The sequence below is a fragment of the Pseudomonas sp. PDM14 genome (genome assembly GCF_014851905.1).
GTDB lineage: Bacteria > Pseudomonadota > Gammaproteobacteria > Pseudomonadales > Pseudomonadaceae > Aquipseudomonas.
Map to the genome: position 1 here is coordinate 621,336 of NZ_JACVAQ010000002.1, position 25,183 is coordinate 646,518.

Below are 25,183 nucleotides of genomic sequence, written 5' to 3' on the forward strand. Positions count from 1 at the left end.
GGGGCTTGCTTTGCCCTAGCCATGAACGTATTCACGACGATTTTCCGACACCTGATGGCAAAACGCCGCATGCTCGCTGGTGTTTTACCTGCTTTATGCCTGCTCGGCTACAGTCCCGCACGCGCAGCGGCAGACACCCTGCCTGAAGTGCTTATCGGCGCCACCGAGGGCTTTCTTGAGTTCACCGTTGAAGACTATCTGGAGCGTAGCGAAATCGATGCCCGCTATGAAATCCGGGTCAATCCACTCGACCCGCGGTTACGCCTTGCTTCGTGTGACAGTGATTTGACGCAATCGTTGGAAAGCAGCCCGCCGCCGGTCGGTCGAGTTACGGTGAAAGTGAGTTGCGAGGGCAGCGCGCCCTGGTCGGTATTCGTACCCGCGCAGGTGCGCCTGTATCGTGAAGTCGTCGTCCTGATCAACCCGCTGAAGCGCGACAGCCTCATTGGCGAGGCGGACGTGGCAATGGTCGAGCAGGATGTCTCGACACTCAGCCGTGGCTATCTGGTCAGCACCGAGCTCGCCATCGGCAGGAAATTGACCCGCGCGATGCCGGCAGGGCAGCCCCTAGTGCCGAACAACCTGCAGATTGCCGAATCCATCCGCAAGGGCGATCAGGTGGTGATCAGCGCACGCAGTGGTGGCGTTGCCGTGCGCATGCCGGGCGAAGCGCTCGCCAATGGCGTGCTGGGCGAACAGATCAATGTGCGCAACCTTGCCTCCAAACGCGTGGTGCGTGCGCGGGTAACCGGACCAGGACAAGTTGAAGTTGCGCTGTAGTGATGATTTCTATGGCGCAACAGGAAGGCGTTTTTCTACACTGCAGAACAAAGTGCATTAATAGCCCTAAAGTTTCCACGGCACTGGCCGACAAGCTAGGCAAGCGTCCAGATACCGTCCGAGGTTTTGAATCATGGTCATCGACTTTAACCGGCTGAACAATGCCGCCAACCCCACCAGCACTGGGCGGGCGAACAGCGCGCAATCCAGCGGCCGTAACGAAACGGTCAGCAACAATGCACCTGCCCAGCCGGCAGCCGAAGAGCTGGCCAAAGCGGCCAAGAGCAGCGGTGAACCTGTGCAGCTGAGCCGTGAAGCCCAGCAACTGCAGAAAGTGAACGACAAGCTGCGTGATCTCCCGACCGTGGATAAAGAGCGCGTCGCCAAACTGAAACAGGCGGTTGCCGATGGCAGCTACCAGGTCGACAGCAAACGCGTTGCCGATAAACTGCTCGACTTCGAATCCCAGCGCTAGTTAGTTCCAAGGCTGCGCTGGGGAGACTGGACGCCCAATCCCCAGAGCCGAACATGCACGACAAGAACCTACTGCAACTCTTCACCGACGATATCGGCACCGCCAGGCAATTGCTTGAGCTCATCAATGCCGAATATGAGGCCTTGAGCGAACGCGACCTGCCGCGCCTGCAAGACGTACTCACCCAGAAGCTGCCCCTCCTCACCCTCCTCGACCAGCACGGCAACGCACGTAGTCGCCTGCTCGGCGAACTGCAACTGAGCGCCGATCGCATCGGCCTGGAAGCACTTGCCGCGCGCTCACCGCTGGGTGATGCCCTGCTGCAGAACAGCGACGAGCTCGGCCAACTGCTTGCCGACTGCCGTGAAGCCAACCTGCGTAATGGCCGCATCATCCGCTCCAACCAGGCCTCCCTGACCAGTGTGATGGGCATCTTGCGCGGCGGCGAAAGCGACACGCCAGGGCTCTATGACAGCCGCGGCAGCGCGGCTAAAATCGGCCAGCAGCGCCCGCTCAGCCAGGCCTGACACACCCAAGAACGGCGCGACATGCCGGCTATATGCCAGTATTCTGAGCGCCGAATTATTAGTGCCTGGAGATTTTTGGACCGTGTCCAATCCATTCATCGAGGAAGATGGCCCACAGCCACCCAAGGTGCTCACCGCGCCATTGGAAATCTTTGCCAACCTGCGTCTGCTGCAACAGCACAACGATCCCCTGATCATCACCTTCAAAGACCGCAACCAGCGCTTCCAGACCTTCCTGGTCGAGGTCAATCGCGAGCGCGGCCTGATTGCGCTCGACGAGATGATTCCGAACACCGGCGAACGTTTCCTGCAGGCGGAAGAGCCGTTTCGCGTCGAAGGTTTCCACGATGGCGTACGCATCGCCTGGAGCTCGGAGGACGCGGTACAGATTGGCGAGCTGGCCGGGGCACGCTGCTACTGGTGCCACATGCCGGAGGAGATCATCTACCACCAGCGCCGCAACGCCTACCGTGCCCAGGTACAGGCCGGCACCGCGGTGCCGATCGAGCTGTCCGGCAGCAAACTGGCGCGACCGATCAGCGGCCAGATGCTCGACATCTCGGCAACCGGCTGCAAATTGCGTTTCGCGGGCAATGTGACATCGCGCCTACAACCCGGCCAGGTCTACGAAAGCCTGCGCGTCCAACTGCCATTCGGCGTAATGACCACCTCTGCCGAGCTGCGCCACCTCTCCTACGAAGAGAAGGTGGATAGCAGCTTCGTCGGCCTGCGCTTTCACCGCATGAGCGGACTGGAGCAACGCCAGGTCGAGCGCTTCGTCTACCAGTTGCAACGGGAAGCGCGGCGCGAAGAAAACGAGTAGCGCGCTACCGCGCTACTTGCCCCCTCAAACCTGCCCGGCCAGCACGCGCCGCTCCCACGGCGTGATCTCGTCGAAGAAACTGGTCAGCTCCAGCGTCTTGCTGGCAATGTAGCCCTCGACGAATTCCTCGCCGAACAGTTCACGGGCCAGCACGCTGCCCTGCAGGCGCTCCAGCGCCGCGTGCAATGTGCACGGCAGACGCTGTTCGACCGGCACCTCGAACTCACCCTGAATCGGCTCGCTCGGCTGCCGTTGCTGACGCAGCCCGTGCAGACCGGCACCGAGGCTCGCAGCGAGGGCCAGGTACGGGTTGGCGTCGGCGCCCGGCAATCGATTCTCCACCCGCCGTGCAACCGGTGCGCTGGCCGGTACCCGCAGGCCCGCCGCACGGTTGTCATGCGACCAGCAGGCGTTATTCGGCGACGCATAGGGATGGCACAGGCGATGGTAGGAGTTCACGTTCGGCGCGAACAACGCCGTGAACTTGGCCAAGGCCAGCTGCTGACCACCGATGAAATGATGGAACGCGGCAGTGGCCTGTCCATCGGCGTCGTTGAAGATGTTCCGCCCCGCCTGATCGACCACGCTCTGGTGGATGTGCATGGAGCTGCCTGGCATGTGTGCCAGCGGTTTGGCCATGAACACCACATTGAGGCCGTGCTTGAAACCGACCTCGCGCAGCAGATGCTTGAACAAGAAGGTCTGGTCAGCCAGTTTCAGAGCATCGCCGTGCAGCAGATTGATCTCGAACTGGCTGACGCCCATCTCGTGCATGAACGTATCGCGCGGCAGGCCCAGCGCCGCCATGCTTCGATAGACCTCGTCGAGAAACGGGCGCAGGCCATTGCCCGATGACACGCTGAACGCCGCACAGCCGCTCTCACGCTGTCCATCCAGGCCAATCGGCGGCCTGAACGGCTGCTGCGGGTCGTTATGCCTGTCGAAGATGAAGAACTCCAGCTCGGTTGCCACCACCGGACTCAACCCCAGCTCGGCGTACCCGGCTAGCACCCGTTTGAGCAGACCGCGGGTGGACAGGCCAGAGCTGCGACCATCCAGCTCGTCGGCATCGCAGATGGCAAAACCGCGCGGCGGCTCGCTCCAGGGCAGGCGGAAGACTCGACCCGGCTCGGTGGTCAGCTGCAGATCGCCGTCGTCACTGCCGTAGAAGCGCGCCGCCGGGTAGCCACCCATGATGCACTGCAGCAGCACGCCCCGCGCCAGCTGCAGGCGCCGCCCTTCGAGAAAGCCTTCGGCGGTCATCACCTTGCCGCGCGGCACGCCATTGAGATCGGGAGTAACGCATTCGATTTCATCAATGCCGGTCAAGCGCTCTGCAAGCGAACTGCTGCCGTCGGTGATCATGACTCTTGTCCTTGTGGGCGCGCGGGCCGCTTTCGCGGCGATGGCGTACAAAATACGCATCGCCCGTTCGAAATATCAAGCAGGAACACACCACGCGCGCCTCACCCGAGAAAGCGCACGACCTCTTCAGGACCGAAGGGCCAGCCCAGCTCGGCACCGTTGTCATTGCGACGCAGCACGGGGATACGCAGGCCGTAGCGCTCGACCCAGTCTTCGCGTTCGGCGATGTCGACCAGTTCGACCAACAGGCCGTGTTCGACGAAAGGCATCAGCACCCCTTCCGCCACCTCGCAGAGGTGGCAGCCCAGGGTGCCGAAGAGTTGGCATTCAGGGGGCATGGAACACGTCTCCGACGTTATCGGAAGCGCAGTTTATTACCGCTCGGTAGTAGCGTCGACTTCCTTGGCTGCAGGGCCGATCAAGCCCTGCATGCCCTCGAGCAGACGCTCGTTGAGGGTCTTGGCCTTTTCCAGCGCCGTCTCGTCGAAACGCTCGTCGAGGCTGAAACCACCTTCGAGCAGTTGCTCCAGCGTGCCCTTGGCGTCGGCGGTGATCTGGTCGGTACTGCGCAACGCGTCCAGCAGGCTCTTGGCGTAATCGGCCAATGTGCCATTCACCGCGCTGGCCGGCTGGCCACTCTGCTCGGCAACACTGCCATAGGCATCCGAGGCCTGGCGCACGCTGGTCTGGGTCAGGCGCAGCGACATCGAGGCGAGCTGCTCGCTGTCCATGTTCAGCTGCATGGCACGGTCGAATGCACCGGTCAGGTCGCCCGAATAGAACTTGTTGGAAATGTCCTGCACCTGGCCGAACAGATCCTCCAGGGCCTTGCGCTCGCCTTCATCCAACTCGCCTTCCACCTCGACCTGCCAGCCGCCAATCTGCAGGCTGCCGGACGTACGCGTGCTGCCATCGGCAGACGGAGTGTTCGACCAGTTGGCCGACGCCTGGGCAACCGAAACTTTCAAACGGTCGCCGTCGCGCGTCTTGATCTCCATGTCGAACGTTTCCGACTTGGCCGACAGGCGCTGGGCACTGCCGCTGACACCTTCAGTGCTCGAGCCACCGGAGGCGCGATCAGGCAGGAAGCCTTTCTCCAGGGCATTGAGGCCGTCCTGGATCTTGGTGTAGGTGGTATCGATGTCTTCGGCGATCTTGCCCTTGAGCACGCCCATGCCATCGAGGATCTTGCGCGCTTCCTCGAAGCCCTTTTCCACGCCCTTGCGGGCCTGGGCCAGGAGTTTCTCCAGCTCGGCGGTGTCGCCGCCATTGGCCTGCGCGCTCTGCAGGCGCTGCTCGATGAAGCCGAGGACAGTGTCCGCCACCTTGCTCGGGGCGAAGGCCTCGCTCTTGCCTTTCAGCGCGCCGGGCTCGAGGCCGAGGCGCTCGGCGAGGCGGTTGGTCAGGGTGTTCTGGGCGTCGGCACTGGTGCGCTGTTGCGCCGCGGTGTTCAGCGGCGAGGAGCTGCGGGCCAGCGCAGGGGAAAGAGAAGCCAGCGTAGTCATGGCGAAATACCTGGGCGGAATACCTGTCTCTTTGACGGCCGATCGCCGGGAAACTTGAAGCAGCCCGACAGACGGACATTTCCTTGCCGCAGGTCAAGGCGCACACATGGACCTTTACCCGCGGCCTGGGGCATGCTCGCACTCCCATGCGGAGACCTCAACCTTGTTCGCCGACCTGCTGATCATCCTCGCCTGCTCGCTGCTGGTCATCGCCCTCTTCCGTCGCCTGCGCCTGCCGCCCGTCCTGGGTTACCTGTGCGTAGGCCTGATCGTCGGCCCGACCTCGATGAACTGGGTGCACCAGTCGCAGGACCTGCCGCGCCTCGCCGAACTCGGTGTGGTGTTCCTGCTATTCACCCTGGGCCTGGAGTTCTCGCTGGCCCGCATGCTGGCGCTGCGTCGTACCGTGTTCGGCCTCGGCAGCCTGCAGGTGCTGGTGTGCGGCGCCGTGCTCGGCGGCTGCCTGGCCCTGTTCGGCCTGCCACTGCTGACCGCCGTCCTGCTCGGCCTGGGCCTGGCGCTGTCATCGACGGCCATCGTCGGCAAGGAGCTGAACAGCCTCGGCGAAATCTTCAGCAGCCACGGCCAGAACGCCATTGGCGTGCTGTTGTTTCAGGATCTGGTCGCGGTTCTGCTGCTGACCCTGGTGCCCGCCTTTGCCGGCACCGCTGGCGAGCAGTGGTACTGGGCGCTGCCGATCACCCTGAGCAAGACCGTGCTGCTGTTCTTCGGCCTGCTGCTGGCCAGTCGCTGGCTGCTGCCACGGCTGTTCCGCGAGGTGGCGGAAGCGCACTCCCCCGAGCTGTTCGTCATGCTGGCACTGGTGATCGTGCTGCTCACCGCCTGGCTCACGCACCTGCTCGGCCTGTCCATGGCCCTTGGTGCCTTCCTCGCTGGCATGCTCCTGGGCGAGAGCCATTACCGCCACCAGATCGAGGCGGACATCCGCCCGTTTCGCGACATTCTCCTGGGCCTGTTCTTCGTCAGTGTCGGCATGCTGATCGACCTGCACCTGTTCGTCGACCAGGGCTGGCTGATCCTCGCCGCGACCCTCGGCCTGCTCGCGCTCAAGGCGCTGCTGGTCAGCGTACTGGTCAGGCTGCGTGGCGAGAACGGCGAAACCGCCTGGCGTACCGGTCTGGCGCTGGCCCAGGCCGGCGAGTTCTTCTTCGCCCTGGTCGCCCTGATGCGCCACACCCACCTGCTCGATGAACAGGTCGGCAGTCTGCTGCTGGCCGCGGCGTTCTGCTCCATGGCGCTCACCCCGCTCTTGATGCGCGCCGCGCCGAGCCTGGCCAGCTGGCTGAATCGTGGGCCAGGCCGGCAGACGCAGATCGAGGAAATCGCCAACAGCAGCGCACAGCTCAGCGGCCATGTGGTGATCTGCGGTTACGGCCGGGTCGGCCAGTCGATTGCGCGCTTCCTGCAACGCGAGCAGGTGGTGTTCGTCGCCCTGGATGACGACCCGGTACGGGTCGAGGAAGCCAGCGCCGGCAAGGACAACGTGCATTTCGGCGACTCGCGCCGGCGCGACCTGCTGCAGGCCGTGGGCATCGAACGCGCACGGCTGCTGGTGGTGGCCGTGGACAACGCCGATGCTGCGCTGAGCATCGTCGAGCAGGTCCGCCACCAGTGCGAACACCTGCCGATTCTGGTGCGCACCCGCGACGACAGCCGCCTGGCGGAACTGCAGGCCGCCGGCGCCACCGAAGTGGTGCCGGAAGTGCTCGAGTCGAGCCTGATGCTGGCGTCCCACGCCCTGCTGCTGCTCGGTATCGGCGAGCAACAGGTACAGGCGCACATGGATGAAGTGCGCAGCAGCCGCTACCGCCTGCTGCATGGCTTCTACCACGGCGGCCAGACCAACCTGCTGGAGTCGCAAGGCAAGCCGCGGCAGCTGCTGCACGCCGTCAGCCTGTCAAACGGCGCACATGCCTGCGGGCAGAACCTGTCCCGGCTCGACCTGGAGACCCTCGGCGTGGAGGTCCAGGCCATCCGCCGAGCCGGCGCGCAGCTGGAAGCGAGCGAGAACCCATGCCTGCAGGAAGGCGACGCGGTGGTGCTGTCCGGCCCGCTGCACGCGATAGAAGCCTGTGAATCGCGCCTGCTCGGCGGTCGGGACTAGACGAGGTCGGCACTGACTTAGCGGCAAACCTCAACACGGTGCTACCCTCGCCGCCTTCGCAGACCCGAGCCGACGCCATGCACACACTCGAACAACTGCGCCGCGGTGAGCTGGCCGGCATCCGCCGCCTGGACCTGTCCGCCAACCTCAGTGAATTCCCGGCGGAAATCTTCGACCTGGCCGACAGCCTGGAGGTGCTCAACCTCTCTGGCAACCGGCTGAGCAGCCTGCCCGCCGACCTCACGCGCCTGCGCCACCTGCGCGTGCTGTTCTGCTCGGACAACCCGTTCAGCGTGGTGCCCGAGGTGCTTGGCGAGTGCCCACATCTGGAGATGGTCGGTTTCAAGGCCAACCGCCTGCGTCACCTGCCGGCCGCCGCGCTGCCGGCACAGTTGCGCTGGCTGATCCTCAGCGATAACCAGCTCGCGGAACTGCCGGGCACGCTGGGCGAACGCCCGCGTCTGCAGAAGCTGATGCTCGCCGGCAACCGCCTCAGCGCCCTGCCCGAGAGCCTCGCCAATAGCCATAACCTGGAACTGCTGCGCATCGCCGCCAATCGTTTCACGGCGCTGCCGGGCTGGCTGACGCAATTGCCGCGCCTGGCCTGGCTGGCCTTTGCCGGTAACCCGATCAGCGATGCCGGCGAAGCAGCGGCCCTGGCACGCCACCCGCTGCCGGCCATCCCGCGCGAACAGCTCAGCCTCGGCGAAGTGCTCGGCCAAGGCGCCTCGGGCATCATCCAGCGCGCCAAGTGGCAGCGCCCCGATCAGCCGCCCCAGGCAATGGCCGTCAAGCTGTTCAAGGGTGAATTGACCAGCGATGGCCTGCCGCACAGCGAAATGGCGGCGTGCATCGCTGCCGGCGAACACCCGCATCTGATTCGTGTGGCCGGCCCGCTGGCTGAACAAGCAGGCGCCCCACCCGGCCTGCTGCTGGAACTGATCGACCCGCACTACCAGGTGCTCGCCGGGCCACCGTCGCTGGCCAGCTGCACCCGTGATATCTACGCCGACACTCGCCGCTTTACGCTCGATGAGGCGCTGCGCATCGCCCGTGGCGTGGCCGCCGCGGTGGCGCATCTGCACGGCGAAGGCATCCTGCATGGCGACCTGTACGCGCACAACCTGCTGGTCGACGACGGCGGCCACTGCCTGCTCGGCGATTTCGGCGCAGCTTCTTTCTTCGCCGCCGGTGACGCCCAGGCCGCGGCGCTGCAACGCATCGAGGCGCGCGCCTTCGGCTGTCTGCTGGAAGAGTTGCTGCAGCGCTGCGAGTCGGACGATCAGCAGCGCATGGCTCGCCTGTGGCAACTGCAGGCGCGTTGCGTCAACCTGACGCCGAGCGAGCGCCCCGCCTTCGTCGAGATCCTCGCCGCACTCGGCTGAGGATCAGCCCAGCGCGGTGTCGAGGAACATCATCACCGCGAAACCACCCATCAGGCCCAGCGTCGCCGGAGTCTGGTGGCCGTTGCGGTGGGTTTCCGGAATGATCTCGTGGGACACCACGAACAGCATCGCCCCGGCCGCCAGCCCCAGGCTCACCGGGTAGGCCAGCGCGTAGCCGCTGGAAATGCCCAGGCCGACCAGCGCGCCAAGCGGTTCCATCAGGCCGGTCGCCCCGGCGATCAGGCTCGCGCGCCAGGCGCTGAGGCCGATGGTGCGCAGGGCCATGGCCACCGCCAGGCCCTCGGGAATGTCCTGAATCGAAATCGCGCTGGCCAGCGGGATGCCGACGCCCAGGTCGCCACCGGCGAAGCCGACGCCGATGGCCATGCCTTCGGGCAGGTTGTGCAAGGTGATGGCGAACACGAACAGCCACACGCGGTTGATCCGCTCGCTGTCCGGGCCACAGGGGCCGGTGCTGTCGTGTTCGTGCGGGGTGAAACGGTCCAGGCCAAGCATCAGCAATGCGCCCAGGGCCAGGCCGAGGACCACGGTGCCAGCGGCGAAGTAATTGTTGCCGGTAATGCCCTTGGCCGCGTCGATGCCCGGCAAGATCAGCGAGAACGCGCTGGCCGCGAGCATCATCCCGGCGGCGAAGCCAAGCATGGTGTCCTGGGTACGCGCCGAGATATTGCGCAGCCCCAGCGCCAGCAACGCACCGAACGCGGTAGCGAGAAAGCCTGCGCTGCCACCGTACAGGCCGTAGCGCAGACGCTCATGCGCCTGCTCGCCGTCGAAGGCATTGATGCCGCTGCCGACCAGCAGCCAGAGCACAGCCGCCAGCGCCACTGCGAGGCCGGCGCTGACCCAAGGGTAGGCCTGCACCTGGGCCAGCCAGGCGGCGCGAAAGGTCTGCGGATGGGTCGTGCTGTGCATGGGCGGGCTCACCTGGGTCGATGGCCCGACTATCCGCCGCTGCCGCACGGGAAACAAGCCGACACCCGGTTGCCAATTTCAATCAACCCAATAGCGACAAGGCCCGCATAAGCGGGCCTTGAAGGTACGATTACGGCTCAGATACCGCTCTTCACCTTGCTCCAGATGCGCGTGCGGATGCGGTCGATCTTCGGCGGCATGGCCTCCAGGGCGTAGAGCTTGCTCATCACGTCCTCGGGCGGGTACACGGTGGCATCGGCCTTGAGCGCCGGATCAACCAGGCTGTCGGCCTTGGCGTTGCCGTTGGCGTAGTGCACGTAGTTGCTGATTTCGGCCATCACCTTGGGCTCGAGCAGGTAGTTCATGAAGGCGTAGCCGGCCTGCTCATCGGTGGCGTCGGCGGGCATGCTGACCATGTCGAACCACATCGGCGCGCCTTCCTTGGGAATCACGTAGGCGATGTTCACCCCGCTACCTGCCTCCTTGGCGCGGTTGCCGGCCTGCATGATGTCGCCGGAGAAACCGACCGCCACGCAGATGTCGCCATTGGCCAGGTCACCGACGTACTTGGAGGAATGGAAGTAGCGCACGTTGCCGCGCATCTCCATCAACAGCGCCTCGGCCTTCTTGTAGTCCTCGACGTTCTGGCTGTGGTGCGGCAGGCCGAGCTGATGCAGGGCGATGGGCAGCATTTCCGGGCCGTTGTCGAGGATGGCCACGCCACACTGGGCGAGCTTGGCCATGTTTTCAGGCTTGAAGATCAGGTCCCAGGAATCCACCGGCACGTCGCCGAGCACGGCCTTGACCTTGTCGACGTTGTAACCGATGCCGGTGCTGCCCCACAGGTAGGGAAAGCCGTGCTGGTTGCCCGGATCGTTGGTTTCCAGCGCTTTCATCAGTGTCGGGTTGAGGTTCTGCCAGTTCGGCAGGCGGCTTTTGTCGAGCTTCTTCAGCGCGCCGCCCTGGATCTGCCGAGCCATGAAGTGGTTGGAGGGGAACACCACGTCATAACCGGAGCGGCCGGCCATCAGCTTGGCATCGAGGGTTTCGTTGCTGTCATAGACGTCGTACTGGGTCTTGATGCCGCTGCTCTTCTCGAAGGCCTTGAGCGTGTCCGGGGCGATGTAATCGGTCCAGTTGTAGATCCGCACGCTTTCGGCGGCCTGACTGACCGATGCCACGAGCATCAGCGGGATGAGTTTTTTCAGCATGATTCACCTCAACGTTTGTTGTTCGATTTAGCGAAGCGGCAGTTGCAAGTACGACGCGGAAAGCAGACTCAGAAAATCAGTACGTACGTCTTGCGCACGGTTTCTTGTATGTCCCACACGCCGGTGGTGTTGGCCGGCATCATCAGCGCGTCACCGGCCTGGATGGCGATCGGTTCGCCGCCATCGGGGGTGAAGGTGCAGCGCCCGGCGATGAAGTGGCAGAACTCCTGTTGCACGATCTGCCGCCGCCAGCGCCCCGGCGAGCACTCCCAGACGCCGGCTTCGACGCCGTCATCGCGTTCGACGCTGGTGGTCGAAGTAACCGCCGCCGGCTCGCTGAGCGGCACGGCGACCGGGTTGGATTCGTCCAGCAGCAGGCTGGCGGTGTCCTTGAAATGGCTGATATTCATGTCGACTCCGTCGTCGGTCAGTGCATGAAGCTTTCCATGAAGCCGGCCACGCCCTGCGCCAGGCGACGCCGCCAGGGCGCGCTGTGCAGGTCGGCGAGAACCCGGTCTTCATGGACGAAGCTGCGGATGATGGCGTTGTAGCCGAGCCAGCGGCATGGCTCCGGCTCCCAGCCGCGCAGGCTGCCAAGCGCGCCGTCGGTGGCGACCCAGGGCTGGCGGGTGAGCAGGCTGTCGTGGCCGAGAATCAGATCAGCCAGGGTGCGCCCGCCGAGGTTGCTCGCGCCCACGCCTTCACCGCCGTAGCCGCCGGCCAGGGCGATGCGTTTCTGCCGGTCGGCCAGCATGTGCGGGCGGAAGCGCCGGGACATGCCCAGGTTGCCGCCCCAGGCATGGGTCAGGCGCACATCGCGCAGCTGCGGGAACAGTTCGCCGAGCAGGTAGTGGCGCAGGTCGCGCTCATCGCGGGTCAGGTTGAAATCGCTGCGCAGCTGGCCGCCGAAGCGATAGCCGCCGCGCGCGCCGAACACCAGGCGATCATCCGCGGTGCGCTGGCCATAGGTGACCTGGCGACTGGCTTCGCTGAACGCCTGGCCGCGCTCCAGGCCAATGCCGGCCCAGATCTCCGCGGACAACGGCTCGGTGGCCACCAGCAAACTCTGCACCGGCAATTGATAGCGGCCCAGCGGCGGCAGGCTGGCGGCATAGCCCTCGACGGCTGGGACAACCCAGTCGGCGCGCACCAGGCCCTCGGCCGTGCGCACCAGGCCGGGCTGCCAGTCGAGTACGCGGCTGCCTTCGTAGATGTCCACACCCATGGCTTCGACACAGCGCGCCAGGCCGCGCACCAGCAACGCTGGCTGGATGGTCGCGCAATGCGGCGTGTACAGCGCGCCGTAGGGCGTGCTCACGCGCAGTTGGCGGGCCAGCTCGTCAGGCTCCAGCCAGCGGTAATCCTCTTCGCCGAGGCCGGCGCTGCGCAGGTCCTGCAGTTGCGTTTGCAGGCGTACGCGCTGCTCGGGGTAACGCGCGGCGCAATACAGCACGCCACCCTTGCGGTAATCGCAGGCGATCTGTTCGCGCTGCAGCACCTCGCCGACTTCATCGGGAATGCCGTGCAGCAGCGTGTGGCTGTCGTGGCGCTGCGCCGGCGACAGTTCGGCGAGCATGCGCTCCTCGCCGAGCAGGTTGCCCATCAGCCAGCCGCCGTTGCGCCCGGATGCACCGAATCCGGCGATCTGCGCTTCGAGGATGACGATGCGCAGCTGCGGCGCCTGGCGTTTGAGGTAGTAGGCGGTCCACAGACCGGTGTAACCGGCACCGATGATGACCACGTCGGCCTGCCGCTCGGCCGCCAGCGCGGGACGTGGCGTCAGCGGTTCGTCGAGCTGGTCCATCCACAGGCTGATGCTGCGCCAATCGGTCATCGCACACTCCGGCAAAACGAGAATGCGTTGAGACTAGAGACTCCGTCAGGCCTTTGCTTGCGTGCGTGCCCGCGAGGAAATTTGCTTGAGGTAGGCCTTGGGCGTCATGCCCAGGCGCTCGCGGAAGCACTTGTAGAACGCCGACAGCGAGTTGAAGCCGGCGGCGAAGGCCAGATCGTCCACGCGCCCGGGATCACCGCCCGCCTCCAGGCCATCGAGCAGGTGCTGCAGACGCGCCTGGTTGACGTAGCGGTAGAAGCTCTGCCCCAGCACCTGGTTGAGCAGATGGGAGATCTGGTTGCGGCTGTAGCCGGTGGCGGCGGCGACCTGCTGCAGGTCCAGCTGCGGATCGAGGAACGGCGTGTGCTTCTGGAAGTAGTCCTGCAGGTCCTGCGCCAGCATGCTCAACTGCCACGCGGACAGCCCCAGGCGGCTGGTAGCCGGGCGGGCGCTGCCGCCCTTGCTGCTCGAGCGGGACTCGTGCACCAGCGTCGCGTACTCGTTGATCCGCCAGATCAGCCCGTCGCGCACGGTGATCGACTCGCCGGTACGGAACGATGCCAGCCCCTGGCTGCCCTGCAGGGCGAAGCGGTACTGGATGAACGCGGTGTGGCCGTCGATGCGGATGCGGTCGACGTGCTCGAGCATTTCACCGGGCCGCCGCGGCAGGTTGTCCTCGACGTACTCGCGCAGCTCGCCCAGGTGCATGCTGCGCTGCTGAAAGAAGTCGTTGTACTCGATGTCCGGGTGGAACAGCGCCATCACCGCCTCGAGATCCCGGCAACGCCAGCTCAGGTGGTAGCGCAGGATGGTCTCGCGGGTGCGCTCGGTCTGCTCGGGGCCATCGGGAAGGTCGAGGTCGGACATGCCAGGCTCATGATCGGTAAGCGTTGCAGAGTGCCGCACTCCTCGTCGCGACTCAATCCTGACGCACGGCAATCTGCGGTGCATTGCCGGCGAACAGGCGAATGCGATGCGCCTGTGCCAGCACCGTCGACGGCTTCATGCCGATGATGGTGCGGAAGGTGTGGCTGAAGTGCGCCGAATCGGTGAAGCCGGCCATCACCGCCGCCTCGGTCAGGCTCATGCCGCGGGCGACACCGACGCTGGTGACGAACAACCGGTGCCACTGGCGGTAGCGACGGATCGGGATGCCGATCTTCTGGCGAAACAGCTGGGTCAGGCGTGGCACCGAGAGGCCGACCTGTTCGGCCAGGTATTCGATCGACTGGTTGGACGATACGTCGGCCTTGATCAGCTCCACGGCGCGGACGATGCGCGGGTCGATGACGAAGCCGGCGGGCGGGCATTGCTGCGGGTTGATCACTTGCTCCAGCGCGGCGTAGATCTGCTCGGGCGTTGCCACCAGTTGATGCAGGCGATCGAAACGGCGGATCCAGTCGGCCTCGTCCGCCAGGCCGAACCAGATGCCGCCCGGGCTGGCCGTCATGCGCGGCGCGAGCAGGGCGAAGTCCTCGCCGAACACGTCCAGATAGCACAGCGCCACCCGCGAGCCACGGCTGTCGACCAGCAGCTCCAGGCCGGCCGGCAGCAGCGCGCTGCTGCAGGTCATGTCGACGCCCTGGCTGTGCATGCGCATCGGCCCGTCCAGGCTGATCAGCAGCATGGCCGCGGCCTGGGACAGCTGCAGCGACTCGTCGAACTGGCTGAGAAAAAACGTGCGCTTGTCCCACAGATACAGCAGGAAGGGGGCATTGATAGACGACATAAGCGTTCCCGCAAGGCAGCCATCGCGAGGCAGCTGCATTTGTTGTTTTTGTAGCCGCAGGGTTATCACAAGGCGTGGCGAACGAGCGCCGTGGTGGCCACTTAATGTGACGTAAATCACATTTATAGGCGCACCGTTCGCGCCACTTCATCAGTTCTTACAAGCCGGACCAGCGTCCCGGTGTTCAGATAACCGCCATCTCCGCTGCTGTGTGCGGGGCTACAACAAAAACAAAAATCAGAAACACACAGGTACCCCACCATGAAGAAACTGCTCGCCTCGGCATTGGTCGCTTTCGGCCTGTGCACCACCGTTCCCACCGTCTCTGCCAATACCCAGTCGCAAACCAAGAACCCGATCGTCCTGGTTCCCGGGATCTTCGCGTTCGACAGCATCGCCACCATCGACTACTGGTACCAGATCCCCAGCGCGCTGCAGAGCCAGGGTGCCAAGGTCTACGTACCGAAGATCAACGCCTTCGACAGCTCAGCCAAGCGCGGCGAAGCGCTGATCAAGCAACTGGAACAGATCCGCGCCAGCTCGGGCGGCAGCATCAAGAAATTCAACCTGGTCGGTCACAGCCAGGGCGGCATCACCGTGCGCTACGTGATGAACGTACGCCCGGACCTGGTGGCGTCGGTCACCACCCTGCACTCGCCGCACAAGGGCTCGCCGCTGGCCGACCTGGTCACCGGCGTGGCGCCAGCCGGTAGCCTGCAGGGCGTGGCCTTCGACGTGTTCGCCAACACCGTCGGCAACCTGGTCAACCTACTGTCGAACAACAAGAAGAGTGCCTCGGACGTGCGCGCCATGCTCGCCGAGTTCAACAAGAACGGCGCCGCCGCCAACAACCGCACGTTCCCGGTCGGTGTGCCGACCAGTGCCTGCGGTGAAGGCCCGGAGAACGTCACCATCAACGGCAATGCCATCCGCCTGTACTCGTGGAGCGGCACCTCGAAGCTGACCAACGCGCTGGACATCTCCGACCCGCTGTTCGGCATCACCTCCCTGGGCATCAGCGAAGCCAACGATGGCGTCACGGGCCGCTGCTCCAGTCACTTCGGCAAGGTGATCAAGGACAACTACACGATGAACCACCTGGACGTGACCAATCAAGTGCTGGGCCTGGTGTCGCTGTTCGAGAGCAGCCCCAAGACCCTGCTGCAGAACCAGGCCAACCGCCTGAAGAACCTCGGTCTGTAAGGCTCCTGCCGGCCCCGCTCACCTGCCGGTGACGGGGCCGTCTGCCGTGGAGAGAAGAGATGTCCGGCAAACTCCTGCTTGCCAGCCTGGCCGTGGCGCTCGTCGTCGCCCTCGGCATTGGCGCCACCCTGCTGCTGAACCCCGAACCCCGTACCGTTGCCGACCCCGTCGTCAGCGCTCCCCACGCGAATGCCAGTGCTCCCGCCGATGCCCGCACGCAACAGGCCCGCACCACCAACGCCAGCCTCAGCCAGACGCCCGTCGCCGCCCTGGCCGATCCCGGCCCGCTGCCGCCGTCGCTGCAGGGCAGCCGTCCCGACGTCCGCCTGCAGGTCGATGCCAACGGCAACCTGCGTATCGCCGAAGATATCCTGCGCATCTTCGATTTCTACCTGAGTGGCCTGGAAGAGGAAGACATCGCCACGGTGCTCGCGCGCATCCACCGTGACCTCGCCGACCAGCTGCAAGGACCGGCCCTCGCCCAGGCCCGTGATCTGCTGCGCCGCTACGTCGACTACCGCATCGCCCTGCAGGACCTGCCCCAGGCCGGCAGCGAACTCGACCTCGCCCAACTGCGCAGTCGCCTGGATGCCGTCACCGCCCTGCGCAACCAGTACTTTTCCGCCGAGGAAGCCAGCACCTTCTTCGCCCGCGAGAGCGCCGAAGACCACTACATGCTGCAGCGCCTGGCCATCACCCGCGATGCCACGCTGCCAGCCGATCAGCAGCAACAGGCACTCGCCGAACTGGAAAACCAGTTGCCCGACGAGCTGCGTGAAAGCCGCGCCAGCGCCAGCCGCTACGCCGAACTGTACGACACCACCAGCAGCATGCAGGCCAACGGCGCCAGTGCCGAGGAAATCCGCCTGGTGCGCGAGAAAGCGCTGGGCAGCGCGGCGGCGGACAGCCTGGCCGAACTCGACCAGCAGCACGCCGCCTGGGATCGCCGCCTGGCGGACTACGCCAGCGAGCGCAACAAACTGCGTGGCGCAGGCCTCAGCGCCGCCGATCTGCAGAGCGCGTTGCTCGACTTGCAGAGCAGCCGCTTCGACGAACTGGAGCGCAAGCGTGTGCAGGCTCTCGATGCCGACCTGTAAGCAGCGGGCGCCGATGGCGACGAGCGACTAAGCTCTGCCCAGGAGGTGCCCATGGACGACAACGACGACAAACCCTTGACCCTGCGTGAGATGCTCTTCAGCGTGCTCGCCGCGGCCTTCGGCGTACAGAGCGGCAAGCGCCGCGCGCGCGACTTCACCCACGGCAAGCCGAGCCACTTCATCATTCTCGGCGTGCTGTTTACCGCGGTGTTCGTGCTGGTGATCTTCTCGATCGTAAAACTGGTGCTGCACCTCGCCGGCGTGTGAACCGACTCAGCGCAGCAGCGCGTCGATGGAGAAGTCGTAGCGCTGCAGACGCGGATTGCGTGCCGCACTGAAGCGCTTGAAGTCCAGCTTGCTGCCGGACGCCTGAAGGTTACGCAGCAACCGGCGCGCCTGCTGCGCATCGAGCAGGCGGAACAGCCGGGCCATCTGGTCCTTGCCCCCACGCGTGGCGAAATCCAGGCCCGCCGCGTAATCGTGAACCATCACCAGCGCACAACCACCCAGAATGAAATGCCCGCTGCTGAGTACGCTGAGCCGACCATCGACCCGCGCCTGCAATGCCGCCACGGAATTGTTCAGCCCCGAGTAGCGCAGCGCACGCCCCTGTTCCCGCGCCGCACGCATCACGCCGAAGGCCATGTTGTCGTTCGCCGACCACACCAGGTTGACCTGCGGGTATCGCGGCAACAATGTACTGGCCTGTTCGTAGGCGCGCTGCTCGAACCATTCGCCATAGACGAGCTGGCGCAGGCGCACGTGCGGATGCTCGTTCAGGGCACGCTGCAAGCCGACCTCGCGCAGGGTCGCGGACGGCGTCTGCTTGATGCCGGAGAAGGCGATCATCTCGCCCACGCCGGCCGGCGTCAGCTCGATCAGCGCCTTGGCCATCAGGTAGCCGGCTTCCTCGTCGTTGGGCACCAGGCTGCCGATCCAGTTGCTGTACTTGTCGCGAGAGCCGCCGGTGATCATCTGCTGCTCGGGCGTCAGCGTGCTATGCACGGAAAACAGCTTGATACCGCTGCCGACGTACATGCGCAGGATTTCCGGGCCGACGAACTGTTCATTGACGAACAGCAGGTAGTCCGGCTTCTGCTTACGCGCCAGCACATCGCGGGCGAGGTCGAGAATGCCCTGGGCGGTGCGTTCGCCGTAGCGCACTTCCAGGTCGATGCCCAGGTCGTCGGCGGCCTGCTGCATGTAGGCGGAATATTCGACCCAGAACGCCTCGTCCGAGCGCCCGGGGTTGAGGAATACCACGCTGGTGGCCTGGGCAACGGTGCAGGCCAGTAACAGGCACGCGCTAATAATGAGACGGAGGAAGGCCATCGTTAGGGGGTCGGTAACGGAGTGCGCGCAGTATACAGACGGCCGGCGCCAAGTTGCCGGCATTAAAAAGCCAGCGCCGGATGATCCGGCGCTGGCCGTCTGACTGCGCTACTGGTGGCTGACCCAGAACACCGCGGTACTGACCGCCAGGACGATCAGGACGAAGATGGCCCAGGCATCGACGATGCTGTCGCTGTTCTCGGATTCGGAATGTTCGCTCATGGCTTCCCCCTTTGTTGTGGTTATTGGGTGGTTCGCCCAGAGAGTTAAGACCAGCCACGCGCGTGCCTCAAGGCAAAACGTTTAGAAGCTGCATTTCTTAGTACTTTTTGATTGGTGCTTATACACAAACATCACTTTTGCGCATAAACCTTAGCTGGTATCTTCCCCCGGCTCCGCCAGGAGTGCGCAGCCGTGCGCGCAAAAAGCCTTAGTTGTCTGATGAAGCAGTAGCCTGACCCACAGGACATATATGTACGTATACGACGAGTACGATCAACGGATCGTCGAGGACCGCGTCAAGCAGTTCCGCGATCAGACCCGCCGCTATCTGGCCGGTGAGCTCTCCGGTGAAGAGTTCCGCCCGCTGCGCCTGCAGAACGGCCTGTATATCCAGCGCTACGCGCCGATGCTGCGCGTTGCCGTGCCGTACGGCCTGCTGTCGTCCACGCAAGTGCGCATGATGGCCAAGATCGCTCGTGACTACGACAAGGGCTATGCCCACATCAGCACCCGGCAGAACGTGCAGTTCAACTGGCCGGAGCTGGAAGACGTGCCGGACATCCTTGCCGAGCTGGCCACCGTGCAGATGCACGCGATCCAGACCAGCGGCAACTGCATCCGCAACACCACCACCGACCAGTTCGCCGGCGTGGCCAAGGACGAACTGATCGACCCGCGCCCCTGGTGCGAGATCATTCGCCAGTGGTCGACCTTCCACCCCGAGTTCTCGCACCTGCCGCGCAAGTTCAAGATCGCCGTCAACGGCGCCGTGAGCGACCGCGCAGCCATCGAAGTGCATGACATCGGCCTGGAAGCGGTGAACAACGACGCCGGCGAGCTGGGCTTCCGCGTTTCCGTCGGCGGCGGCCTGGGCCGTACCCCGATCGTCGGCAGCTTCATCAACGAATTCCTGCCGTGGCAGCACCTGCTCAGCTACCTCGACGCGATCCTGCGCGTATACAACCGCTATGGCCGTCGTGACAACAAGTACAAGGCGCGCATCAAGATTCTGGTCAAGGCGCTGACCCCGGAAGTCTTCGCCGAGCGCGTGGACGCCGAGTGGGCGCACCTCAAGGATGGCCCGACCACCCTGACCGAGGCCGAAGTACAGCGCGTCGCCGCCCACTTCATCGACCCGGCCTACCAGGCCCTGGACGACCAGGACGCCACCCTGGCGCAGCTCGAGGCCGAGCATGCCGGATTCGCCCGCTGGCGCCAGCGCAACACCTTCGCCCACAAGAAGCCAGGCTACGTTGCCGTGACCTTGTCGCTCAAACCCACCGGCGTGGCACCGGGCGACGTCACCGACAAGCAACTCGACGCCATTGCCGACCTGGCCGACCGCTACAGCTTCGGCGAAGTGCGCAACAGCCATAACCAGAACATCATCCTCGCCGACGTCGAGCAGTCCAAGCTGTTCACCCTCTGGGGCGAGCTGCGCGAACAGGGCTTCGCCACCCCGAACGTGGGCCTGCTGACCGATATCATCTGCTGCCCGGGCGGCGACTTCTGCTCCCTGGCCAACGCCAAGTCAATCCCGATTGCCGAGGCCATTCAGCGTCGCTTCGATGACCTCGACTACCTGTTCGATATCGGCGAGATCGAGCTGAACATCTCCGGCTGCATGAACGCCTGCGGTCACCATCACGTCGGCCATATCGGCATCCTCGGCGTGGACAAGAAAGGCCAGGAGTTCTACCAGGTCTCGCTTGGCGGCAACTCCGGTCGCGAAGCCAGCCTCGCGCAGATCCTCGGCCCCTCCTTCGCCGAAGCCGACATGGCCGACGTGGTCGACAAGATCATCAAGGTCTACGTCGAAAAGCGCACCGAAGACGAAAGCTTCCTCGACACCTACCGCCGTGTCGGCATCGACCCGTTCAAGGAGCGCGTATATGCAGCAAATCATTAAGAACGGCCAGGTCGTCGAAGAAACCTGGCACCTGCTGCCCAAGGACGCCAGCCTCGACGGCCTGCCCAACTGCGACGACCTGATCGTGCCGCTGGCGCTATGGGTCGAACACGCCCACGCGCTGAAGGCTCGCGACGGTGGCCTCGGCGTGTGGCTGGAAGCCGGTGAAGAAATCGAAGAGATCGCCGACCAGCTGGACAACTTCCAGGTGATCGCCCTTAACTTTCCGGCTTTCACCGACGGCCGCCACTCATCCACCGCCTATCTGCTGCGCACCCGCTACGGCTACAAAGGCGAAGTGCGCGCCATCGGCGATGTCCTGCGCGACCAGCTGTGGGCCCTGCAACGCTGTGGTTTTGATGCCTTCGCCCTGCGTGAAGACAAAGATCCGCTGGATGCGTTGAACGCCTTCACCGAGTTCAACGAGGTCTACCAGGCCTCTGCCGATCAGCCGCTGCCACTGTTCCGCCGCAAGGCCTGATCGATCGCGAAATCAAAAGGCCCCGCCAATGCGGGGCTTTTTTATGCCTGCGGCAAGAGTGGGCGCTTTGTAGGGTGCGCCGCGTCGCCACCAGCAGCCCTTGCTGCGCACCGCATCTACGCCCGCACGCTTTCCCAGGCGACCTGCGCCAGCAATTCCCGACATTCGCTAAATCCGCTTTGCGTCCTGCCGGCCAGCCAGTTGCGCGCGAAGTCGTGGGTGGGCCCAATCACCACCGACGCAAAACAATCCGCCGGCATGGCCTTGAACAACCCCTGCTCGCGGTAATCGGCCAACGCCTGCTGGATTCGTGCGAAATGCACGCGGTTGACCTCGCGCAACTGCTCGCCCAGCTCGCTGGCCTCGACCCTGCCACGGCTGTGCAGGATGAAGCGCGCCCAGTCCGGATTGGCCACGACCCAATCCACATAGCTGGTTACCAGCAACTTGACGACCGTCTCGGCGCTGTCGACCTTGGCAAAGCCTTCTTCCAGCAGCGCGGCGTACTCGGCGGTGCCGGCCATGTACAGGGCGCCGAGAATGCGCTCCTTGTTACCGAAGTGGTGATAGAGGCTGCCAATGCTTGCGCCGGACCGATCGCGAATCATCTCGATGGTGGTGGCATCCACGCCAATCTCGGTGAAGCACGCCAGTGCGGCCTGAAGAATCTCGTCTTTGCGGGAGGGACGGGCCATTGAATTCCTACACTTGCTGATGACTAGAATATTTTTCTAGAATTAATTTCTAACAGCAGTGATACTGCCTCGGCGCGCACATCCATTCAATCGTTAAAACGCTTTTGGAGTTGCCATGAGTCAGATGATGCAGATGTACCAACAAGCCGGTGCCGCCCAATTCAGCGGCATGATCGGCCAAGTGGCGCCCTACTTCGCGACTATCGCCCCGCAATTCGTCGAACTGCGTCCGGGCCACGCGGAAATCACCTTCGCCAAGCGCCGCGAAGTGCTCAACCACATCGGCACCGTGCACGCCATTGCCCTGTGCAACGCCGCCGAGCTGGTCGCCGGGACCATGACTGACGTGTCGATCCCCAAGGGCCGCCGCTGGATTCCGCGCGGCATGACAGTGGAGTACCTGGCCAAAGCCGACGGTGACATCCGCGCCGTGGCCGATGGCGCCGCGCTCGACTGGAGCCAGCTGGGCGATGTGAAGGTTCCGGTGATGGCCTATGTCGGCGACAAGGCCGTGCTGCGCGCCGAGATCACCATGTACGTCAGCGAAGCCTGAGAGCACGAAGGCCCGGCATCACCGGGCCCTCACTCCAACAGCGCTCTCAGCCCAGGTTGACCAGCACTCGACCAACCAGCTTGCCGGCGAGTATTTGCTCGATGGCCTTGGGCAACGCTTCCAGGCCAATTTCACGGGCCAACCCGTCGAGGTTGCCGAGTTTCCACTGCACGGACAGCTTGTCCCACATCGACGCCTTGACCACCAGCGGCAGCTCGACCGAGTCGACCCCCAGCAGGTTCACACCGCGCAGGATGAATGGCATCACGCTGCCCTTGAAACCGACGCCCGCCGTCAGGCCGCAGCAGGCGACACTGCCGCCATAGCGCAGCGACTTGACCACGTTGAACAGAATGTCGCCGCCGACGGTATCCACCGCACCCGCCCAACGCTCCTTGAGCATCGGCTTGTCGGCGCCTTCCTGCAGCTCACTGCGCAGGACGATCTGCTGCGCGCCCAGCTGGCGCAGGAACTCGCTCTGCTCGGCCTTGCCGGTGGACGCCGCCACGCTGTAACCCAGGCGAGCGAGCAAGGCCACGGCGATGCTGCCGACCCCGCCGGTGGCCCCCGTGACCAGCACCTGACCGGCTTCCGGCGTCAGTCCAGCCTGCTCCAGCTTGTCGATGCACAGCGCCGCGGTCAGGCCGGCAGTACCGAGCAGCATGCTCTCGCGCAGGCTCAGGCCAGCCGGACGCTTGATCAACCAGGCCGCCGGCACGCGAATGTACTGGGCGAAACCGCCCGAGGTGTTCATGCCCAGGTCGTAGCCGGTGACCAGCACCTCGTCCCCCACGGCGAACTCGGCCACGCGGGAATCTTCGACCACGCCAGCGGCGTCGATGCCCGGCGTGTGCGGGTAGTTTCTGCTCACACCACGGTTGCCGCTGGCGGACAGCGCGTCCTTGTAGTTGAGCGAGGAATACTGCACCCGTACCAGCACGTCACCGCCTGGCAACTCGCTGGTATCGCGCTCGACCACGCGCGGTACGAACGCGCCATTTTCTTCGCTGACCAGCAGCGCCTTGAACTGACTCATGGAACCTCCCGTTACCAGAAGCGTTGCTGACTGAGGCGACTCCACCAGTTCAGCAGCACACGATCGATCGTCACGCTGGCAGCCAGGCCGAAACGCTCCGGCAGGCTTTTGCGCTCAGCGTAATGCAGGTGATACAGGTCGGCCTCGCGCGCACGCTCGGCCAGGTATTCATCGCTGGTCTTCAGTTCGTCGACCAGCAGCTTGCCCAGCGCAGCAAGGCCCAGCCAGACCTCGCCGGTGGCGATCTCGTCAATCGACAACTGCGGGCGGTAACGCGCGACGAAGTTCTTGAACAGCTCGTGGGTGATTTCCAGGTCTTCCTGGAATTTCTCCCGGCCCTTCTCGGTATTCTCGCCGAACACGGTGAGGGTGCGCTTGAATTCACCGGCGGTGAGCACTTCGAAATCGATGTCGTGCTTCTTCAGCAGCCGGTGCACGTTGGGCAACTGCGCGACGACGCCGATAGAGCCGAGGATGGCGAATGGCGCCGAGAGAATCTTGTCGCCGATGCAGGCCATCATGTAGCCGCCGCTGGCAGCCACCTTGTCTACGCAGACGGTCAAGGGCACGCCGGCCTGGCGGATACGCGCCAGCTGCGAAGACGCCAGGCCGTAGCCATGCACCATGCCGCCACCGCTTTCCAGGCGCAGCACCACTTCATCCTGCGCCGTGGCTACGCTGAGCAGCGCCGTCACTTCATGGCGCAGGTTCTCGGTGGCGGAGGCCTTGATGTCACCGTCAAAATCGAGGACGAACACCCGAGGCTTGCTGGCGGGGTTCTTCTTCTCCAGCTTGGCGGCTTTGGCTTCGGCCTTGCGCTGGGCCTTGAGCTGCGCCTTGTCCAGCAGCGTATGCTCCAGGCGCTCGCGCAGGGCTTTGTAGAAATCATTGAGCTTGTTTACATCGAGATGGCCGCTGCTCTTGCTGCGACCCTTACCGCGCAATGCAGCGATGCTCGCCAGCACCACGATCACCGCCACCACCAGGGTCACGGTGCGGAGCAGAAACTCCGCGTAATCCACCAGAAACTCCACAGCGTCCCCTCGTTCGTGCCAATGCAGAGCGGCCGCCATCGGCGCCTGCCTGTCCCAAGCATACCGACGCCGCCCTTGAGCGGCCAGCCGCAATGGGCCGGCAAAGTGGCAAGATGTGAATTCAAACAAGCGTATGTTTTTTCGTTGACAGGGCACCAGCTCTGCCCATAACCTCGCGAAACTTCAACCCGCCGGGGATCGACTGCAACGTGGGCAGCATCTACCTGATTCGACATGGCCAGGCCTCCTTCGGCGCCGACGACTACGACGTGCTGTCGCCGACCGGTATTCGCCAGGCTGAAGTGCTCGGCGACCACCTGGCCACCCTCGGCCTGAGCTTTGATCGCTGCCTGAGTGGCACCCTGCGTCGCCAGCAGCACACCGCGACATCCGCGCTACAACGCTGCGTGGCGGTGGGCATGGCGGCTCCGGAACTCGAGCTGGATGCCGGCTTCAACGAATTCGATGCGGAAGCGGTGATCCGCGGCCTGCTCCCGGCGATGCTGGCGGACGAACCGAACGCCCTGCACATCCTGCAGAACCCCAAGGAAAACCGCGCCGAATTCCAGCATCTGTTTTCGCGCATCATCCAGCGCTGGGTCACCGGCGAACACGACCAGCCCGACCACGAGACCTGGCAGGGTTTCGTCGGCGCCGTGCGGGCCGGGCTCGAGCGCGTGCTCGAACAGGCCCACAGCAAACAGAACATCGCGATTTTCACGTCCGGCGGTACCATCACCGCTATGCTGCATGTGCTCACCGGAGTGCCGGCGCACAAGGCATTTGAACTCAACTGGCAGATCGTCAACACCTCGCTGAGCCGCCTGCAGTTTCGCGGCCGCGACGTGACCCTGGCTTCCTTCAACAGCCGTGTGCATTTGGAGCTGTTGAAGGCCCCGGAACTCATCACCTACCGCTGAGTTCCGGCC

Annotated in this window: 26 protein-coding genes; 13 read left to right on the plus strand and 13 right to left on the minus strand. The window is 64.4% G+C overall.

Annotated features, from left to right (window positions below; all coding sequences use genetic code 11):
• Positions 1-21 precede the first annotated feature (21 nt).
• From flgA to IB229_RS15535, 4 genes are all read left to right on the plus strand, one after another.
• On the plus strand, positions 22-780 hold the full coding sequence (flgA, locus tag IB229_RS15520) for a flagellar basal body P-ring formation chaperone FlgA (RefSeq protein WP_192330552.1): 759 nt from the start codon (positions 22-24) through the stop codon (positions 778-780).
• A gap of 133 nt (positions 781-913) precedes the next feature.
• A complete protein-coding gene (gene flgM, locus IB229_RS15525; protein WP_192330557.1) occupies positions 914-1,255 on the plus strand; it encodes a flagellar biosynthesis anti-sigma factor FlgM in 342 nt (113 codons plus the stop codon).
• Positions 1,256-1,308: 53 nt separating this feature from the next.
• Positions 1,309-1,782, plus strand: coding sequence for a flagella synthesis protein FlgN (locus IB229_RS15530; RefSeq protein ID WP_192330559.1), 474 nt, complete (start codon positions 1,309-1,311; stop codon positions 1,780-1,782).
• An 82-nt stretch (positions 1,783-1,864) separates the two neighbouring features.
• Positions 1,865-2,605, plus strand: coding sequence for a flagellar brake protein (locus IB229_RS15535; RefSeq protein ID WP_318652116.1), 741 nt, complete (start codon positions 1,865-1,867; stop codon positions 2,603-2,605).
• A 24-nt stretch (positions 2,606-2,629) separates the two neighbouring features.
• On the opposite strand, the gene IB229_RS15540 is transcribed toward IB229_RS15535, so the two are convergent.
• From IB229_RS15540 to IB229_RS15550, 3 genes are all read right to left on the minus strand, one after another.
• Positions 2,630-3,970 (minus strand): glutamine synthetase family protein, encoded by a 1,341-nt coding sequence (locus IB229_RS15540; RefSeq protein WP_192330564.1) that lies wholly within the window; start codon positions 3,968-3,970, stop codon positions 2,630-2,632.
• Positions 3,971-4,071: 101 nt separating this feature from the next.
• Positions 4,072-4,308, minus strand: coding sequence for a glutaredoxin family protein (locus tag IB229_RS15545; protein WP_192330565.1), 237 nt, complete (start codon positions 4,306-4,308; stop codon positions 4,072-4,074).
• Positions 4,309-4,344: 36 nt separating this feature from the next.
• A complete protein-coding gene (locus IB229_RS15550; protein WP_192330566.1) occupies positions 4,345-5,475 on the minus strand; it encodes a DUF5610 domain-containing protein in 1,131 nt (376 codons plus the stop codon).
• A 163-nt stretch (positions 5,476-5,638) separates the two neighbouring features.
• On the opposite strand from IB229_RS15550, the gene IB229_RS15555 reads away from it, so the two are divergent.
• Positions 5,639-7,600 carry a monovalent cation:proton antiporter family protein gene (locus IB229_RS15555; protein WP_192330567.1) on the plus strand — a complete coding sequence of 654 codons (1,962 nt, stop codon included), beginning with the start codon at positions 5,639-5,641 and terminating at the stop codon, positions 7,598-7,600.
• Positions 7,601-7,677: 77 nt separating this feature from the next.
• Positions 7,678-8,985 carry a leucine-rich repeat-containing protein kinase family protein gene (locus IB229_RS15560; protein ID WP_192330569.1) on the plus strand — a complete coding sequence of 436 codons (1,308 nt, stop codon included), beginning with the start codon at positions 7,678-7,680 and terminating at the stop codon, positions 8,983-8,985.
• A 3-nt stretch (positions 8,986-8,988) separates the two neighbouring features.
• Here IB229_RS15560 and IB229_RS15565 read toward each other — a convergent pair whose 3' ends face one another.
• The 6 genes from IB229_RS15565 to IB229_RS15590 form a co-directional block, all read right to left on the minus strand.
• A complete protein-coding gene (locus IB229_RS15565) occupies positions 8,989-9,918 on the minus strand; it encodes a ZIP family metal transporter (protein ID WP_192330571.1) in 930 nt (309 codons plus the stop codon).
• A gap of 137 nt (positions 9,919-10,055) precedes the next feature.
• On the minus strand, positions 10,056-11,129 hold the full coding sequence (locus IB229_RS15570) for a polyamine ABC transporter substrate-binding protein (protein WP_192330572.1): 1,074 nt from the start codon (positions 11,127-11,129) through the stop codon (positions 10,056-10,058).
• Positions 11,130-11,197: 68 nt separating this feature from the next.
• Positions 11,198-11,539 (minus strand): cupin domain-containing protein, encoded by a 342-nt coding sequence (locus IB229_RS15575; RefSeq protein ID WP_192330574.1) that lies wholly within the window; start codon positions 11,537-11,539, stop codon positions 11,198-11,200.
• 17 nt (positions 11,540-11,556) lie between these two features.
• On the minus strand, positions 11,557-12,963 hold the full coding sequence (locus IB229_RS15580) for an NAD(P)/FAD-dependent oxidoreductase (RefSeq protein WP_192330576.1): 1,407 nt from the start codon (positions 12,961-12,963) through the stop codon (positions 11,557-11,559).
• A gap of 45 nt (positions 12,964-13,008) precedes the next feature.
• Positions 13,009-13,830 (minus strand): helix-turn-helix domain-containing protein, encoded by an 822-nt coding sequence (locus tag IB229_RS15585; protein WP_192330578.1) that lies wholly within the window; start codon positions 13,828-13,830, stop codon positions 13,009-13,011.
• A 52-nt stretch (positions 13,831-13,882) separates the two neighbouring features.
• A complete protein-coding gene (locus IB229_RS15590) occupies positions 13,883-14,692 on the minus strand; it encodes an AraC family transcriptional regulator (protein WP_192330580.1) in 810 nt (269 codons plus the stop codon).
• 261 nt (positions 14,693-14,953) lie between these two features.
• Here IB229_RS15590 and IB229_RS15595 point away from each other — a divergent pair, with 261 nt between their 5' ends.
• The 3 genes from IB229_RS15595 to IB229_RS15605 are packed head-to-tail and all read left to right on the plus strand — an operon-like array spanning position 14,954 to position 17,259.
• Entirely contained in the window at positions 14,954-15,895 is a 942-nt protein-coding gene (locus tag IB229_RS15595; RefSeq protein WP_192330582.1) for a lipase family alpha/beta hydrolase, read from the plus strand.
• Positions 15,896-15,954: 59 nt separating this feature from the next.
• On the plus strand, positions 15,955-16,992 hold the full coding sequence (locus IB229_RS15600) for a lipase secretion chaperone (RefSeq protein WP_192330583.1): 1,038 nt from the start codon (positions 15,955-15,957) through the stop codon (positions 16,990-16,992).
• Between the two features lie 51 nt (positions 16,993-17,043).
• Positions 17,044-17,259, plus strand: coding sequence for a DUF2970 domain-containing protein (locus tag IB229_RS15605; protein WP_192330584.1), 216 nt, complete (start codon positions 17,044-17,046; stop codon positions 17,257-17,259).
• Between the two features lie 6 nt (positions 17,260-17,265).
• Here IB229_RS15605 and IB229_RS15610 read toward each other — a convergent pair whose 3' ends face one another.
• Complete coding sequence (locus IB229_RS15610) at positions 17,266-18,324, minus strand: ABC transporter substrate-binding protein (RefSeq protein WP_192330586.1); 1,059 nt, start codon at positions 18,322-18,324, stop codon at positions 17,266-17,268.
• 472 nt (positions 18,325-18,796) lie between these two features.
• Here IB229_RS15610 and IB229_RS15615 point away from each other — a divergent pair, with 472 nt between their 5' ends.
• Together IB229_RS15615 and IB229_RS15620 are read left to right on the plus strand one after the other, a co-directional pair.
• Entirely contained in the window at positions 18,797-20,455 is a 1,659-nt protein-coding gene (locus IB229_RS15615; RefSeq protein WP_192330588.1) for a nitrite/sulfite reductase, read from the plus strand.
• The gene (locus IB229_RS15620) at positions 20,439-20,936 is read left to right on the plus strand and encodes a DUF934 domain-containing protein (protein WP_192330590.1); all 498 of its coding nucleotides are present in this window, start codon (positions 20,439-20,441) and stop codon (positions 20,934-20,936) included. The genes IB229_RS15615 and IB229_RS15620 overlap by 17 nt, the downstream gene beginning before the upstream one ends.
• 116 nt (positions 20,937-21,052) lie before the next feature.
• Here IB229_RS15620 and IB229_RS15625 read toward each other — a convergent pair whose 3' ends face one another.
• Positions 21,053-21,631: a TetR/AcrR family transcriptional regulator gene (locus tag IB229_RS15625; protein WP_192330592.1), complete on the minus strand. Its 579-nt coding sequence runs from the start codon at positions 21,629-21,631 to the stop codon at positions 21,053-21,055.
• Between the two features lie 115 nt (positions 21,632-21,746).
• Between IB229_RS15625 and IB229_RS15630 the strand changes: the two genes are divergently transcribed.
• Positions 21,747-22,184, plus strand: coding sequence for a hotdog fold domain-containing protein (locus tag IB229_RS15630; RefSeq protein WP_192330594.1), 438 nt, complete (start codon positions 21,747-21,749; stop codon positions 22,182-22,184).
• Positions 22,185-22,230: 46 nt separating this feature from the next.
• Here IB229_RS15630 and IB229_RS15635 read toward each other — a convergent pair whose 3' ends face one another.
• Positions 22,231-23,220: a YhdH/YhfP family quinone oxidoreductase gene (locus IB229_RS15635; protein WP_192330596.1), complete on the minus strand. Its 990-nt coding sequence runs from the start codon at positions 23,218-23,220 to the stop codon at positions 22,231-22,233.
• Between the two features lie 11 nt (positions 23,221-23,231).
• The gene (gene sohB, locus IB229_RS15640) at positions 23,232-24,254 is read right to left on the minus strand and encodes a protease SohB (protein WP_192330598.1); all 1,023 of its coding nucleotides are present in this window, start codon (positions 24,252-24,254) and stop codon (positions 23,232-23,234) included.
• A 209-nt stretch (positions 24,255-24,463) separates the two neighbouring features.
• Between sohB and IB229_RS15645 the strand changes: the two genes are divergently transcribed.
• Positions 24,464-25,174, plus strand: coding sequence for a histidine phosphatase family protein (locus IB229_RS15645; protein WP_192330601.1), 711 nt, complete (start codon positions 24,464-24,466; stop codon positions 25,172-25,174).
• The last annotated feature ends 9 nt before the right edge of the window (positions 25,175-25,183 follow it).

What these genes read in the sequence shown, in the direction of transcription:
- IB229_RS15540 (WP_192330564.1), bottom strand. Translation starts at nt 3,970, where the DNA reads ATGATCACCGACGGCAGCAGTTCGCTTGCAGAGCGCTTGACCGGCATT.
- IB229_RS15575 (WP_192330574.1), bottom strand. Translation starts at nt 11,539, where the DNA reads ATGAATATCAGCCATTTCAAGGACACCGCCAGCCTGCTGCTGGACGAA.
- IB229_RS15570 (WP_192330572.1), bottom strand. Translation starts at nt 11,129, where the DNA reads ATGCTGAAAAAACTCATCCCGCTGATGCTCGTGGCATCGGTCAGTCAG.
- IB229_RS15625 (WP_192330592.1), bottom strand. Translation starts at nt 21,631, where the DNA reads ATGGCCCGTCCCTCCCGCAAAGACGAGATTCTTCAGGCCGCACTGGCG.
- IB229_RS15545 (WP_192330565.1), bottom strand. Translation starts at nt 4,308, where the DNA reads ATGCCCCCTGAATGCCAACTCTTCGGCACCCTGGGCTGCCACCTCTGC.
- IB229_RS15585 (WP_192330578.1), bottom strand. Translation starts at nt 13,830, where the DNA reads ATGTCCGACCTCGACCTTCCCGATGGCCCCGAGCAGACCGAGCGCACC.
- IB229_RS15620 (WP_192330590.1), top strand. Translation starts at nt 20,439, where the DNA reads ATGCAGCAAATCATTAAGAACGGCCAGGTCGTCGAAGAAACCTGGCAC.
- IB229_RS15605 (WP_192330584.1), top strand. Translation starts at nt 17,044, where the DNA reads ATGGACGACAACGACGACAAACCCTTGACCCTGCGTGAGATGCTCTTC.
- IB229_RS15580 (WP_192330576.1), bottom strand. Translation starts at nt 12,963, where the DNA reads ATGACCGATTGGCGCAGCATCAGCCTGTGGATGGACCAGCTCGACGAA.
- IB229_RS15530 (WP_192330559.1), top strand. Translation starts at nt 1,309, where the DNA reads ATGCACGACAAGAACCTACTGCAACTCTTCACCGACGATATCGGCACC.
- flgA (WP_192330552.1), top strand. Translation starts at nt 22, where the DNA reads ATGAACGTATTCACGACGATTTTCCGACACCTGATGGCAAAACGCCGC.
- IB229_RS15590 (WP_192330580.1), bottom strand. Translation starts at nt 14,692, where the DNA reads ATGTCGTCTATCAATGCCCCCTTCCTGCTGTATCTGTGGGACAAGCGC.
- IB229_RS15550 (WP_192330566.1), bottom strand. Translation starts at nt 5,475, where the DNA reads ATGACTACGCTGGCTTCTCTTTCCCCTGCGCTGGCCCGCAGCTCCTCG.
- IB229_RS15600 (WP_192330583.1), top strand. Translation starts at nt 15,955, where the DNA reads ATGTCCGGCAAACTCCTGCTTGCCAGCCTGGCCGTGGCGCTCGTCGTC.
- IB229_RS15630 (WP_192330594.1), top strand. Translation starts at nt 21,747, where the DNA reads ATGAGTCAGATGATGCAGATGTACCAACAAGCCGGTGCCGCCCAATTC.
- IB229_RS15595 (WP_192330582.1), top strand. Translation starts at nt 14,954, where the DNA reads ATGAAGAAACTGCTCGCCTCGGCATTGGTCGCTTTCGGCCTGTGCACC.
- IB229_RS15565 (WP_192330571.1), bottom strand. Translation starts at nt 9,918, where the DNA reads ATGCACAGCACGACCCATCCGCAGACCTTTCGCGCCGCCTGGCTGGCC.
- IB229_RS15635 (WP_192330596.1), bottom strand. Translation starts at nt 23,220, where the DNA reads ATGAGTCAGTTCAAGGCGCTGCTGGTCAGCGAAGAAAATGGCGCGTTC.
- IB229_RS15560 (WP_192330569.1), top strand. Translation starts at nt 7,678, where the DNA reads ATGCACACACTCGAACAACTGCGCCGCGGTGAGCTGGCCGGCATCCGC.
- IB229_RS15610 (WP_192330586.1), bottom strand. Translation starts at nt 18,324, where the DNA reads ATGGCCTTCCTCCGTCTCATTATTAGCGCGTGCCTGTTACTGGCCTGC.
- flgM (WP_192330557.1), top strand. Translation starts at nt 914, where the DNA reads ATGGTCATCGACTTTAACCGGCTGAACAATGCCGCCAACCCCACCAGC.
- IB229_RS15615 (WP_192330588.1), top strand. Translation starts at nt 18,797, where the DNA reads ATGTACGTATACGACGAGTACGATCAACGGATCGTCGAGGACCGCGTC.